Annotated in this window: 12 protein-coding genes and 1 pseudogene; 5 read left to right on the forward strand and 8 right to left on the reverse strand. The window is 62.0% G+C overall.

The window, feature by feature from the left end; genetic code table 11:
• Positions 1 to 96: 96 nt before the first annotated feature.
• The 5 genes from ACVTFQ_RS20990 to ACVTFQ_RS21010 all read right to left on the reverse strand — a co-directional run bounded on the left by ACVTFQ_RS20990 (position 97) and on the right by ACVTFQ_RS21010 (position 5448).
• Positions 97 to 1932, reverse strand: a complete 1836-nt coding sequence (locus ACVTFQ_RS20990) for a methyl-accepting chemotaxis protein (protein ID WP_470423994.1) — start codon at positions 1930 to 1932, stop codon at positions 97 to 99.
• Between the two features lie 224 nt (positions 1933 to 2156).
• Positions 2157 to 3197: an ABC transporter substrate-binding protein gene (locus ACVTFQ_RS20995; protein ID WP_112949440.1), complete on the reverse strand. Its 1041-nt coding sequence runs from the start codon at positions 3195 to 3197 to the stop codon at positions 2157 to 2159.
• Complete coding sequence (locus tag ACVTFQ_RS21000) at positions 3194 to 3982, reverse strand: ABC transporter ATP-binding protein (RefSeq protein ID WP_112949439.1); 789 nt, start codon at positions 3980 to 3982, stop codon at positions 3194 to 3196. The genes ACVTFQ_RS20995 and ACVTFQ_RS21000 overlap by 4 nt, the downstream gene beginning before the upstream one ends.
• Positions 3979 to 4803, reverse strand: a complete 825-nt coding sequence (locus ACVTFQ_RS21005) for an ABC transporter permease (RefSeq protein WP_413391140.1) — start codon at positions 4801 to 4803, stop codon at positions 3979 to 3981. The genes ACVTFQ_RS21000 and ACVTFQ_RS21005 overlap by 4 nt, the downstream gene beginning before the upstream one ends.
• Before the next feature lie 36 nt (positions 4804 to 4839).
• Positions 4840 to 5448: a YkoF family thiamine/hydroxymethylpyrimidine-binding protein gene (locus tag ACVTFQ_RS21010; protein ID WP_112949438.1), complete on the reverse strand. Its 609-nt coding sequence runs from the start codon at positions 5446 to 5448 to the stop codon at positions 4840 to 4842.
• A gap of 401 nt (positions 5449 to 5849) precedes the next feature.
• On the opposite strand from ACVTFQ_RS21010, the gene cysP reads away from it, so the two are divergent.
• The 4 genes from cysP (at position 5850) to ACVTFQ_RS21030 (ending at position 9705) form a co-directional block, all read left to right on the forward strand.
• Positions 5850 to 6836, forward strand: a complete 987-nt coding sequence (cysP, locus tag ACVTFQ_RS21015; RefSeq protein WP_112949437.1) for a thiosulfate ABC transporter substrate-binding protein CysP — start codon at positions 5850 to 5852, stop codon at positions 6834 to 6836.
• A gap of 105 nt (positions 6837 to 6941) precedes the next feature.
• The gene (gene cysT / locus ACVTFQ_RS21020) at positions 6942 to 7763 is read left to right on the forward strand and encodes a sulfate ABC transporter permease subunit CysT (protein ID WP_112426833.1); all 822 of its coding nucleotides are present in this window, start codon (positions 6942 to 6944) and stop codon (positions 7761 to 7763) included.
• A 2-nt stretch (positions 7764 to 7765) separates the two neighbouring features.
• The gene (gene cysW, locus ACVTFQ_RS21025) at positions 7766 to 8674 is read left to right on the forward strand and encodes a sulfate ABC transporter permease subunit CysW (RefSeq protein ID WP_112949436.1); all 909 of its coding nucleotides are present in this window, start codon (positions 7766 to 7768) and stop codon (positions 8672 to 8674) included.
• Positions 8671 to 9705, forward strand: coding sequence for a sulfate/molybdate ABC transporter ATP-binding protein (locus tag ACVTFQ_RS21030; RefSeq protein ID WP_112949435.1), 1035 nt, complete (start codon positions 8671 to 8673; stop codon positions 9703 to 9705). Before cysW ends, ACVTFQ_RS21030 begins: the two co-directional genes overlap by 4 nt.
• 4 nt (positions 9706 to 9709) lie before the next feature.
• Here ACVTFQ_RS21030 and ACVTFQ_RS21035 read toward each other — a convergent pair whose 3' ends face one another.
• The 3 genes and pseudogenes from ACVTFQ_RS21035 to ACVTFQ_RS21045 form a co-directional block, all read right to left on the reverse strand.
• The gene (locus ACVTFQ_RS21035) at positions 9710 to 10462 is read right to left on the reverse strand and encodes an ABC transporter ATP-binding protein (protein WP_112949434.1); all 753 of its coding nucleotides are present in this window, start codon (positions 10460 to 10462) and stop codon (positions 9710 to 9712) included.
• Positions 10456 to 11519 (reverse strand): annotated as a pseudogene (locus ACVTFQ_RS21040) (FecCD family ABC transporter permease). Before ACVTFQ_RS21040 ends, ACVTFQ_RS21035 begins: the two are co-directional and overlap by 7 nt.
• A gap of 2 nt (positions 11520 to 11521) precedes the next feature.
• Entirely contained in the window at positions 11522 to 12652 is a 1131-nt protein-coding gene (locus ACVTFQ_RS21045) for an ABC transporter substrate-binding protein (RefSeq protein WP_112949432.1), read from the reverse strand.
• Between the two features lie 245 nt (positions 12653 to 12897).
• On the opposite strand from ACVTFQ_RS21045, the gene ACVTFQ_RS21050 reads away from it, so the two are divergent.
• Positions 12898 to 13509 carry a nucleotidyltransferase family protein gene (locus ACVTFQ_RS21050; RefSeq protein ID WP_112949431.1) on the forward strand — a complete coding sequence of 204 codons (612 nt, stop codon included), beginning with the start codon at positions 12898 to 12900 and terminating at the stop codon, positions 13507 to 13509.
• Positions 13510 to 13577 lie beyond the last annotated feature (68 nt).

The following is a 13577-nucleotide window of genomic DNA, read 5'->3' on the forward strand; positions in this document are numbered from 1 at the left end:
CGGCAAAGGTTATGAGCACAACGATATGTGGCGGCGCCTGGGGAGACGCCGCCACATCTATTCCGATAATCGAGCCGACTCGATCGCGTCGGAGAGTTAGCTTGCGAGCCGCATCTTCTGGCCCATGTCGTGAAGCGCCGTCGCCCCACCCCTCTGAGCAATGCGGAAGCCTCGGATCAGATCGAGCAGATCGCCGGTGTCGTTGGCGAGCACCTCGGCGGATGCGGTCGTCTCTTCCGCCATCGCGGCATTCTGCTGCGTTGCCGTGTCCAGCTGGTTCATCGATTGCGAGATCGATCGCAAGGTCGTGTCTTGCTCCTGGGCACTGTGAGAGATCTTCGAGACGATCTCGTTGGCGCTTTCGATCTGGCTTGAAATCCTCTTCAGCGCTTCACCGGCGCGTCCGACGAGATCCACACCCTGCTCGACCTGCGTCGAGGAGCTGGAAATCTGGCCTTTGATTTCCTTCGCCGCCGCGGCAGACCGCTGCGCGAGTTCGCGAACCTCCTGCGCGACAACCGCGAAACCCTTGCCGCTTTCGCCGGCACGGGCCGCTTCTACGCCGGCATTGAGGGCCAGAAGGTTCGTCTGGAAGGCGATTTCGTCGATGACACCGATGATCTTCGTGATCTCGGCGGAGGACTGTTCGATCCCGTTCATCGCCTTGATCGCTTCGCTGACGACGGCGTCGCTCTGCCGGGCCTCGGTGCTGACACTGGAGACGCGCCGCGCCGCCTCGCGGGCGCCGTCAGCAGTCTGCCTGACGGCAACCGTCAGTTCGTCGAGCGCCGCTGAGGTTTCCTCGAGGTTCGCGGCCTGGCGTTCCGTGCGCTGCGCGAGCTCGTTGGAGGCGCGGCGAATTTCTTCCTTGCTGACGGCAATGTCGTTGCCCTTCAGGCTGACGCGCGACATCGCCTGCTCAAGCCGTGCGAGCGCATCGTTGAAGTTGTCGCGCAGGCCGGCATACTTGGTGCCGAGATCATCGCAGCGGACGGTGAGGTCGCCGTTCGCCAGCCGCTCGAGCGAGCTTCCGATGGTCGAGACCACATGCGCCTGTTGCTCGGCGTCGAGCAACTGCGCATCGACGCTGCGCTGGCGCTCGGCATTCAGCTCGCGCTGCTGCTCTTCCTGGCGGATGGTCATCTCCTGGCGATCGCGCACCTTTTCCTGCAGCGACTTGGTGGCTTTCGCCATCATGCCGACTTCGTTGCGCAGGTCGGTGTGCGGAATGACCTTGCTGACATCTTCATTGGCAACCGCGCCCAACGCGTCATGGATCGCAGTCAGCGGCTGCGAAATGCTGCGAATGATGTAGAAAGCCATGGCGACGGCGATGGCCAGCGCGACGAGACAGAGACCAACGACTTCAATCGTCGCATTCCAGATCTGCGCCTCGACGTCATCCATGTAGACGCCGGTCGCAACGACGACCTTCCAGGGTTCGAAGGCTTTCGAGTAGTTGCCCTTGAGGAAGAGCTGATCGGCCGGCTGGCCGGGCTTCTGCCAGTAGAAGATCGTGCGGCCGCCGCCAGCGATACCGCGATCAACCTGTTCCTTGGAGATATATTTTCCGGTCTTGTCCTGTGTGCCGGACTGGTTCTGACCGATGCTTTTGGAGCCTTCCTTGAAGATCTGGACGACATTGTAGTCGAAGCCGACGAAATAGCCTGAAGGCTCGTATTTCATCTTCTCGACAACCTTGAAGGCTGCCTGTTGTGCGGCTTCGTGCGTCAGTGTTCCGGCTTTCTCCTGTTGGTAGAAGGTGTCGAGCACACTGATGGCGCTTTCGACCTGCGAGCGCATCATTTCGAAACGTTCGGTGTAGATGGCATCACGCAATGTGCTGATCTGCATGTAGACAATGCCCGAGAATATGACGAGCAGCAGGCCCACGAGCATAAAAAGTTGGCGTGAAATCCTTAGGTTTTTCAAAATGAAAGCTCCGAAAATCAAAGTGGCGAGAACGCCGTAATGGTAAAAATATTCGCCTGCTAGCAATCGGCGGTACATCATGAATTTTCGGTAAAGCTTTAATCAAACTGCACGCTAGGCTACTCGCTTGGCCTTGTGCTTTTGATCACCTCGGCCACGGGAAGCACTCCTCCAATCGGCTACCGATTGGAGGAGTGTCGTGGATGGTGCAGGCATGCCGGCTGTCAGGCGGCGTCGAGCGGCGTGTTCGTGAAATAGCGCGAGAAGTCAGGTGCTGTGGTGAGCGCCTTGCCGTCGGCATCCTTCAGGATTTTCGCCTGAAACAGATAGTCGCCGGTCGCTGTCATCTTGGCCGGATCGATGCGACCGGTAATGCCGTCGTTTGTGCGGAAATAGTGCCCCGCGATCAGCGCCTTCAGCGATGCCTCTACAAGCGCGCGATTGGTCAGCGCGTCGCTATTGGCCGCGATCATCAGATCGACCGCGTCGTCGGGGTGATCGACCGCGAAGTCGTAGCCCTTGCGGGTTGCCTGCAGGAAGGCGCGGGCGAGGTCCGGCTTCTCGTTTAGAAATGCCTGGCTGGAGGCGAGCAGCGTCGTGTGCTCGTCCGGAACGCCATAATCGGCGTAGCGGAAGGCGCGTTGCTTCACACCCTCGAGCTCCGCCTGCACGCCTTCCCAGGTGTAGACTTCGAGCGTGAAATCAACGCTGCCGTTGGCGAGCGCCTGATAGGCGGAGGTGCCGAGCGTCACGGTCTCGAATTCGCCCTTGCCGCCATCATGCCGGATCAGCGAACCGATCAGCGCGTTCTCCCAGGCGCTGCCGAAGCCGCCATAGGTCTTGCCGTCGAGATCCCTGGGGCTGCGGATGTCATCGCGATCGGCATTGAAGACGAGGCGGCCGGTCTCGGTCTGAACGATGGCGTAGGTCGCCACGAGATCGGCGCCGGCTGTCCGCTGTGTCATGAGGCCGATGGCGCCGTCAATGCCGAAGTCAGCGACATGGTTGGCGACGAGCGTGCCGGCCGATGTGTCCGTATAAGGCAGGATTTCCACGTCGAGGCCGGCATCGCGATAAAATCCCTTGTCGCGCGCCACGAAGAGGCCGATGTGGTTGGTATTCGGCGTCCAGTCCAGCGCGACCTTGACGGGGCGCTTCTCCTGGCTGCGGGCCGGCCTCGACAGAAGCGGTGACATTGGCAGCGTCAGAGCAAGCCCTGCGGCGGAAGCCAGGGCTGCGCGGCGGGTCAGCATCGGGTTTTTCATCGTGGTTCTTCCAAATTGGTCGTTGTGGCGTCGTTCGGGGCATCGAAGAGCGTGTCGAGAATGTCGGCCTCGATCTCGCCCGCAAGCGCCCGCGCCGCGCCGTCCAAGATGCGTGGGCGCGGCAGATCGACGGTGATCTCGCGGATGACGCGGGCCGGGCGGGGCGAGAAGATATAGATGCGATCGGAGAGATAGACCGCTTCGCGCACATCATGGGTGACGAGCATCGCGGTCCAGTCGTGCTGCGACCACATCTGCTCCAGCCAGCGCTGCATGCTGGCACGCGTCAAGGCGTCGAGCGCGCCGAAGGGTTCGTCAAGCAGGAGCATCGGCTTGTGCTGCACCACGGTGCGCAGCAGTGCCGCCCGCTGCCGCATGCCGCCGGACAATTCTGCCGGATAATGCTGTTCGAAGCCGTCGAGGCCGAATTCTGAAAACAGCGGCAGCACCCGCCGGCGGGCCTCGGCGCGGCGCATGCCCTGAACCTCGAGGCCGAGCGTGGTGTTGTCGATTATGCGCCGCCACGGCATCAGCGCATCGCGCTGCGGCATGAAGGCGAAGGGGCGGATCGTTCCGTCAAGCGGTTGGCCGTCGAAGCGCATGCTGCCGCCCTCAGGCCTGCGCGCGCTGGTCAGCAGTTTGAAGAGCGTTGACTTGCCGGAGCCCGAAGGCCCGAGAATGGAGACGAATTCGCCGGGCTTCACCGTCAGCGAGATGTCCGACAAGACCGGCGTTTCGCCGTAGCGGCAGGTGATGTGGTCGAGTTCCAGGCGCGGCACGGTCATCGGGCGCTTCCCTTTCCGCGTCTCGCCCATGGCATGGCCAGGTGTTCGGCGATCACGGTGAGGCCGAACAAAGTGAGGGTCAGCGCGGCGCTGACGAACACGGCGGCGAGCACCAGATCGGGCCGGAAATTGTTCTTGGCGTTCAGCATGTAGATGCCGAGCCCTTTGGCAGCACCCGCATATTCGGCGAAGATCGCGCCGACGACGGCGTAGGTGATGGATATACGCAGCCCAGCGAAGAAGAAGGGTAGGGCGGATGGCAGGCGGGCCAGCAGGAACTGCTTCCAGCGTGGCGCGCCCATCGAGGCAACCAGTTGCTGCAGCTCGTCCTCAGTCGATTGATAGCCCTGGCAAAGTGCTACCAGCATCGGGAAGAAGGTGACGAGCGCGACGAGCATAATCTTTGGCATCAGGCCGAAGCCAAACCACAGGACGATCAGTGGCGCGATGGCGACCAGCGGCAGCGTCTGGCTGATGATGAAGAGCGGAAACAGGGCGCGGCGCAGGGACTGGCAGAAATCGATCAGCACCGACAGGATGAAGGCGGCCGCAAGCGAGCAGCCGAAGCCTGCAAGCGTCGCCCGCAATGTCGGGAGCGTGTTGTCGAACAGGGCCTGCCGGGACTGGAAGGTCTGCGCAAGCACGCGGGAAGGCGCGGGCAAGGTCGTGGGCGAGATGCCGGACAGGCGGACATAAGCCTCCCAGGCCGCCGCCAGAAGGCAGACCGCCGCGATTGCCGGCAGACCCCGGCTTAGACCAGTACGGATATGATGGTGCAGGCCGGAAACGACCTGCCGCGAAGGCAGACGTGATGTCGACATGATAGAACCGTTCTGAACGCGAGCGTGGGTCGGCGCTTAGCGCTTGGACGGGCTGTTTGCCGAGACGGTAAGGTCGATCGTCACATGGCCCGCCGGCGGGCCGAAGCGCACCAGCGCCTCGTGCACGGTCGAAAACACCGCGCCGGTGTCGCCGCGCAGCTTCGTGCAGAAGTTCTTCGATTTCTCGAAGACACCGGAATTCCTCAGGAAGTCGATGCAGCCGTAGATCTCGTCCATGTGGCCGTCGATCCCGAGCGTATAGAGCGAAAACTGGGCGGCCGTTTCCTGACCGATGACAGGCGCGTCCTTGACCGCCTGGTGCGCCCTTGCCTTGCGCTCATCGAGCGGCGCAATGGGGCCGGTCAATTCGGGTGTCTGGCAGATCGGATCGTCAGGCTCTCCGGGGCAACCGCGCGAGATGGTCGCGTGCAGCACGCAATGCTTGCCGCTGCTGGCGGCTGTCGCGAACAGGTCGCGCATGGCGGCGAAGACGACATCGGGCGTGCCGATGATCAGCGTCGAAATATCGTCCGTCTCGATCCGCAACCTGTCACGATGGGGATCGAGCGCGGAAAGCGCCTGGGTGATGACACCGACGAAATCGTCGGTCATGGGATACAGTGAAATCTGCGCGCCGGAAAACATCGCTCTACCTCGCTCCGCTGGCATTATCCAGATCAGCTTGAGGGTCCACGATCATGCGACCGTATCTCAGCCCCGGCATTACGGAGCACCCCTGTGATGTCGGGGTGATACGCCAAAGCCCGGACGAGCGCAAGGGCCATGTATTGGGCTGGTGAGCCATGACCTCGCACCGATTTTCATCCGGCAGGCTCGGATGGCCAGAGCGCGGAAAGCATTTTGTTAGCAGAGGCTTAGGAACGCTTGATAAGTATGCTCCCGCGCCGCATGAAGCAAAACCGCCGCGAAATATGGCGAAAAAGGGACAGAATTTCTAAGCCTGTACGCAACCGGGGGCGGTGGTTCCTCGCGATCTGGAGGCGGTCCGATTAGTTTCACCGCACAGTGAAACACCGGAGCGATAGATGAAACGCCTTCTGATTCTCGGCACAGCGCTTGCCGCCTTTTTTTCCGTTCAGGCCCATGCCGAAGAGCCGACGAAGCTTCTCAACGCATCCTATGACGTTTCCCGCGAGCTTTTCGCCTCGGAGAACGAAGCCTTCATCAAGCAGCATCCGGGCATCACGATCGACCAGTCGCATGCCGGCACTTCCAAGCAGGCGCGCTCGATCATCGAGGGCCTCGAGGCCGACGTCGTGACGTTCAATCAGTCGACGGACATCGACTTCCTCGCGAAGAATGGCTTCGTCTCCAAGGACTGGGCCAAGGCCTTCCCGAACAACGCGTCGCCCTTCTACTCCTTCCCATCCTTCCTGGTGCGCGCCGGCAACCCGAAGAACATCAAGGACTGGGGCGATCTGGCGCGTGACGACGTGCATGCGGTCTTCCCGAACCCGAAGACATCGGGCAATGCACGCTACACCTATCTCGCCGCCTATGCCTGGGCCAAGGAAGCCTACAAGGGCGACGAAGGCAAGATCGAAGCCTACATCACCAAGATCTTCGACAACGTGCCGGTCTTCGACACCGGTGGCCGCGCCTCCACGACGACCTTCGTCGAGCGCGAGACCGGCGATGTGCTGATCACCTTCGAGGCCGAGACACGCGGCATCGAGAAGCAGTACGGCTCCGACAAAGTCCAGGGCGTGATCCCGTCGGTCAGCCTGCTTGCCGAGTTCCCCGTCGCTGTCGTTGACAAGGTCGCCGCCAAGCATGGCTCCGAAGCGCTCGCCAAGTCCTATCTCGACTTCCTCTACACCGAAGAAGGTCAGCGGATTGCCGCGCAGTTTGGCCATCGCGTTCGCGATGAGAAGGTGATCGGCGAGTTCAAGGACCAGTTTCCAGCGATCCGCCTCGTCAATGTCGATGAGACCTTCGGCGGTTGGGAAAAGATCCAGAAGGAACACTTCGCGTCCGGCGGCATTCTCGACAAGCTTTATGGCAGCCGGTAAGCCCTAACCGGATATTACATCGCTTTGCCCGGCTGGCGTTTGCCCGCCGGGCCGCTTTCGTCATCGTGCTTGCAGAGCAGGACTTATGAAACAGGGAATGACCGCTTGAGACGCAACGTCCTGCCCGGATTACGCCTGTCGCTGGGTGTGACCCTTCTCTATGTCGGCCTTATCGTCGTGCTGCCTCTGGCCGCCCTGGTGTTCAAGGCCGCAAGCCTTGGGCCGGAGGATTACTGGCGCATCGTGTCATCCTCGCGCGCGCTCGCCAGCTATCGGGTCACGGTGCTGTCGGCGCTCGGCGCCACGATCTTCAACCTGTTTTTCGGCTTCGCGCTCGCCTGGGTGCTGACGCGCTATCGCTTTCCCGGCTGGCGGCTTGTCGATGCGATGGTCGATCTGCCGTTCGCGCTGCCGACGGCGGTGGCCGGTATCGCGCTGACGACGCTGTTTGCGGCGAACGGCTGGTTCGGCTCGGTGCTTGAAGGTATCGGCATCAAGGTCGCCTATACGCCGATCGGCATCATGGTCGCCATGTGCTTCACCAGCCTTCCTTTCATCGTGCGCACGGTGCAGCCGGTTCTGGAAGATCTCGATCCCGCTTACGAAGAGGCCGCGCAGTCGCTGGGTGGTTCGGACTGGACGATCTTTCGCAAGGTCATGCTGCCGTTGCTGACGCCGGCGCTGCTGGCCGGCGTGTCCTTGTCCTTCGCCCGCTCGCTCGGCGAGTTCGGCGCCATCATCTTCATCGCCGGCAACCAGCCGATGTCGACGGAGATCACAGCGCTTCTCGTCTTCATCCGGCTTGAGGAATACGACTACCAGGCCGCCGCGGCGATCGCATCCGTCCTGTTGCTGACGGCCTTCGTCATGCTGGCGTTGACCAACTGGATGCAGGCGCGGGCGCTGCGATACACGGTGAGGAACTGATCATGAGCAGCATTCCCACCCGCCGCAAACCGCCGCGCGTCGGCGATCAGCCGATCGTCAGGCGCACCTTGATCAGCCTTGTGCTGATCATCGGCGCGTTCCTCATCCTGGCGCCGCTCGTCATCATCGGCGTCGAAGCCTTCGCCAAGGGCTGGCAGGTCTATAGCGCCACGATCAGCCACCCTGATACGCTGCATGCGATCATGCTCACCGTGCTGACCGCGTTGATCGCGGTGCCCATCAACACCGCGTTCGGTGTCGCGGCCGCATGGTCGATCACCAAGTTCGATTTCTGGGGCAAGCGCTTCCTGCTGGTGCTGATCGAGGTGCCGTTCTCCGTATCGCCGATCGTGGCCGGCGTTGCCTATCTCTTCGTCTACGGGCTGCAGGGCATCTTCGGGCCGACGCTCGAGGCCTACGACATCAAGATCCTGTTCGCCATTCCAGGCATCGTTCTCGCCTCGATGTTCGTGACCGCGCCCTTTGTCGCGCGAGAACTCATACCGCTGATGCAGGCGCAAGGGCGCGATCTCGAAGAGGCGGCAACGTCGCTTGGCGCGTCCGGTTGGCGCACCTTCTTCTCGGTCACGCTGCCGAATATCAAGTGGGCGATGCTCTACGGTGTCGTGCTTTGCAATGCGCGCGTGATGGGCGAGTTCGGCGCGGTCTCGGTGGTCTCGGGCAATATCCGCGGCCAGACAAATACGCTGCCGCTGCACATCGAACTGCTTTATCACGATTATCAGGCAACCGGCGCCTTCGCCGCCGCCTCGATCCTGGCGGTCATCGCCATCTTCACCATCGTCGCCAAGGTGGCGCTCGAGCGCCAGGGGGCCGGCCGTCGCTCCAGCAGTGCCAAGCCCGCCGCGCGTCCTGTCCTCGTTGCCCAGCCAGCAGAGAAAAACTCATGAAGATCCGCCTCGACCACGTCGTCAAAACCTTCGACACGTTCCGCGCGGTGCGCGACGTCTCGCTGGATATCCGCAGCGGCGAACTTCTCGCGCTGCTGGGGCCATCGGGTTCCGGCAAGACGACGATCCTGCGCATGGTCGCCGGCCTCGAATACTCGGATGGCGGCCAGATCTTCTTCGGCGACCAGGACGCGACCGACATTCCGGTACGCGATCGCGGCGTCGGCTTCGTCTTCCAGCATTACGCGCTCTTCCCGCACATGACGGTCGGCGAAAACATCGCTTTCGGCATGAAGGTATCGAAGGTCAAGCGCGACAAGGCCGCGATCGAAGCGCGCGTCAGCGAGCTGCTGCGCCTCGTGCGGCTGGAGGGGCTGGGCGACCGGTTTCCGGCGCAGATCTCAGGCGGCCAGCGCCAGCGCGTGGCGCTTGCCCGCGCGCTCTCGGTCGATCCGAAAGTGCTACTTCTCGACGAGCCGTTCGGCGCGCTTGATGCCAATGTGCGCCACGACCTGCGCCGCTGGCTGCGCGAGATCCACCACGAGCTCGGCATCACCACCATCTTCGTGACCCACGACCAGGAAGAGGCGCTCGACCTCGCCGATCGCGTCGTCATCCTCAAGGATGGCAAGATCGTTCAGGAAGGCACGCCAGAGCAGGTCTGCCGCGATCCGCAATCGGCTTTTGTGATGAAATTCTTGGGTGATGCAAACGTATTGCCGGCCGAAATCCGCTCCGGCGTCGCCTATGCCGGCGGCGCCTCGGTCGCGGCACCCGGCATTGCCGATGGCACTGGTGAGATTTATGCGCGTCCGGCCGACCTCGATTGGTCCGGAGACGGCCCCGGCATCGACGCCAGCGTCGACCGTGTTCTCGACCGGCCGGATGGTCGCCGCATTCTGGCAAGCACCGAAAGCGGCGTGCAACTGGAATTCGACGTCGAGCCAGAGCGCTCTGTCCGGGCGGGAGATCGCGGCTTCGTGACGGTACGCCGCGCCAAGGTTTTTGGCGCAGCGCAGGCTGCAGTCTAAGCGCTCAGATCGCACCGTCGACGATGACGAGCGGCGTTCCCTGCGAGCAGTGTTCGATGCGCGCGTCGATCTTGTAGATATCGCGCAGCATGGTCTTTGTGATCACGTCGCCGGTCTTGCCGCTCGCCGCCATCTTGCCGTTGCTGATGACGACGGTGTTCTCGCAATAGCGCAGCGCGTGATTGAGATCGTGAAGCGCGATGAGAACGATCATGCCATCGCGTTTGGCCGTGGCGGAGATGAAGTCCAGAACTTCCACCTGCCGATGCAGATCAAGCGCCGAGGTCGGCTCGTCCATCAGCAGGACTTCCGGATTGCGGATGAGCGCCTGGGCAAGAGAGACGAGCTGGCGCTGGCCGCCGGAAAGTTCGCCAAGCCCGCGAAACGCGAGATCGTCGATGCGCAGCGCCTTGAGGAGTCGGTCGATCGCCGCCAGTTCCTCATCGGCAACTCGCCAACCGCTGCCCTGCTTTGCCGACAGCAATACGGACTCGTAGACCGTCAGCACGGCGTTGGCGCCGGTGTCCTGCGGCATGTAGCAGATCGTTCGCGGACCGGCCTCGGTATCTGAGAGTTCGACCAGCCCCGGCCCCTTGATCAGCGAGGCGATGCGCTTGAAGAGCGTGGACTTGCCTGCCGCGTTCGGCCCGATGATCGCGGTGACGCTGCCGCCGCGAAGATCGTCGATCCCGACATCCTGGAGCACCTTGACCCGGCCATAGGTCGCGCCAACTTGCTTGAGCGCGAGCGCTACCATGCGCGTCTCCTGTTGCTGAAAATGAGGACGAAGAAGAACGGCACGCCCACCAGCGCCGTGATCACGCCGATCGGCAGGATGGCGCCGGGAATGAGCATTTTGCTCACCACCGATGTTACGGACAGAAGAAGCGCGCCGCAGATGACGGCTCCCGGCAAGAAGAAGCGTTGATCCTCGCCGACGACCATGCGGGCGATATGCGGGCCGACCAGTCCGACGAAGCCGATCGTGCCCACGAAGGAGACCGGTATGGCCGCGAGCAGGCTGACGATCATCATCGTCTGCAGCCGCAGGCGCCGCACATTGACGCCCATACTGGCCGCCTTGTCATCGCCGAGCCGCAGTGCGGTCAGAGCCCAGGCATCCTTCATGAACAGGGGAACGGTCACGACGAGAACGGCGGCCGTGAACCAGACCTTCGGCCATGTCGCCTTGGTGAGGCTCCCCATGGTCCAGAACACCACGGCTGCGAGCGCCTGTTCGGAGGCCAGATATTCCAGCAGCGACAGGGCCGCATTGAAGGTGAAGACCAGCGCGATGCCGAGCAGCACGATGGTCTCGACGCTTACGCCGCGCATCGTCGAGGCGAAATGGATGAAGAGCGCTGCGGCCATCGCCATCAGGAACGCGTTGAGCGGCACCATGTACTGGATGGCACCGGGAAACAGCGAACGCCGCCCACCAGAGCCAGTGCTGCGCCGAAGCTCGCGGCCGCCGAGATCCCCAGCGTAAAGGGGCTCGCGAGCGGATTGGAAAGGATGGTTTGCATCTGCGCGCCGGCAACCGACAGCGATGCGCCGACCGTGACCGCCATCAGGGCGATCGGCATGCGGATATCCCAGATGATCACCCGCAGCTGCGCAGTCACGGCGCTCGGGTCCGCAAGTGCCGCAAGCACGTCCGATAGCGAATAGTTGGCCGGTCCGAGCGCCATATCGAGCGCGATGCTCAAACACAGCGCGATGGTGAGCGCGAGCAGGATCAGGATGCGGCGCAAGGCAAGGGCGCGATATTGCACGCGCCCCGTTGTCGATGTCTCGATGGCGCTGACAGCCATGCTCACATGTCCTTCAGAGAGACGAAGTAGCCCTGTTTGTAATCCAGCGGCAGGAAGCGGGCGTGCAGTTCCTTGAAGGTCGCTTCAGGGTCGAGGTCCGCGAAGAGATCGGGATGCAGCCACTTCGCCATCTCCTGGATCGCGACGAACTGATAGGGATTGTTGTAGAACTGGTGCCAGATGGCGTGCACATTGCCGTCAGCAACGGCCTTGACGCCCGTGAAGGCCGGACGCTTGGTCAGAGCCTCGAGCTTGCGATGGGCTTCCTTTAGATCAGCGCCATAGCCGACACCGACCCAGGCGCCCCCCGGGACGTACTTGTCCCAGTTGCCGCCGGTCACGATGATCTGATCCGGGTTGGAGGCGATGACCTGCTCTGGATTGACCGTTCCGAACGTGCCGGGGATGATATCCTTGGCCATGTTGATGCCGCCGGCGATCTCGACCATCTTGCCGAAATTCTCGTTGCCGAAGGACATGCAGCAATCATCCGAATAGCCGCCGGCACGTTCCACGAAGACCACGGGCTTCTTCGGGTTGCTCTTCTCGAGCACATCGGTCACGCGCTTGATGCTGTCGGCGCGGAACTTGATGAAGTCCTCGGCGACCGCTTCCTTGCCCATCAACTGGCCCATGACGCGCATGCTCGGCTCGGTGTTTTCCATCGGCTTCTCGCGGAAATCCACGTAGACGAGGGGAATTCCGACCTTACCGAGCTTTTCGATGTAGCCAGCCTCTTCCGTCGCGGTCTTGGCGTCGATGTTCATCAGGATGACGTCGGGCTTCAGCGCCACCGCCTGCTCGATGTCGAAGGTGCCATCCTTCATGCCGCCGAATGTCGGCAGCTTGGCGATATCGGGATACTTGGCGAGATAGGCGTCATAGGACTCCGGATCCGCCTTCGGCAGATCGTCACGCCAGCCGACCACGTGTTCGAAGGGGTTCTCCTTGTCGAGCGCGGCGAGGAAGTAGATCTGGCGGCCTTCGCCGAGAATCATATGCTTCACGGGCGTATTCACTTCGACGCTTCGGCCCGTCACGTCCTTGATGGTGACGGTATCGGCCAGAGCCGGCAAGGCGGTCGAGAGGAAGAGGGCGGCTGCTAGTGCTTGGATCTTGCCGGTGAGGCGCATTGGTCGGTCACTCCCTTGGAATTGACCCCCGTCTATTATTTTATGACTTTATTAGTCAAGTTATATCTTGATTAGCGTGCGAGAGCTATGCTCGACCGGTCGTCAAGACATTGACGCCATAGTGATCTTGCTTGCGCCGATGACCCTTGGCTACTACCAGCAGGCGGTGTTAACATATTGACCGCGTTGTACGAACGAGGACTGGCAGGTTTCGCCTGATCGCGATCTGGGAGATTGAAAAGAGGATGAAACCTTCGGTCGCTATCGTGGTGCTCGCCGCTGGACGAGCCAGCCGGATGGGAGAAGGCGGCGCTCACAAGTTGCTGGCCGAATTTGATGGCGTTCCCCTTATTCGTCGCGTCGCGCGGGCTGCATTGGCCTCCGAGGCTTCAGCCGTTATCGTTGTGGTCGGACATCGCCAGGTCGAGATCAGAAACGCCCTGCACGATCTGCCGCTTCACATCATCGAAAATCCCGCCTACGGTTCGGGAATGGCGAGTTCGCTCAAGGCCGGATTTGCTTCGAGGCAATCCTCCGGCGCGGATGGCATCCTCGTCATGATGGGTGACATGCCCGGGATATCCAGCGCGAACATCAATCAGTTGATCGAGACATTTGAAGGCGCGCGGGGAGAGGCGATCGTCCGTTGCGTCGCCGATGGTCAACCCGGCAATCCCGTCATTCTGCCGAACTCCCTTAAAGACGCGGTTCTGCGCCTTGACGGTGATATGGGCGCGCGCGGGATTATCGAAACATGCGGCCTGCCCATCATCGGTGTGGAAATCGGTGCGGCGGCGCGTCTCGATCTCGACACGCCGGAAGCGATCGTCAAAGCCGGTGGGGTGCTAAAGGCCTAGCCGCTGAAACGCCATCGCGCACTGGTTGCCGCACCCAGCCAAACCCGCCAGGAAAAATATTGGCGAGA

This window comes from Rhizobium sp. O111 (assembly GCF_055616315.1).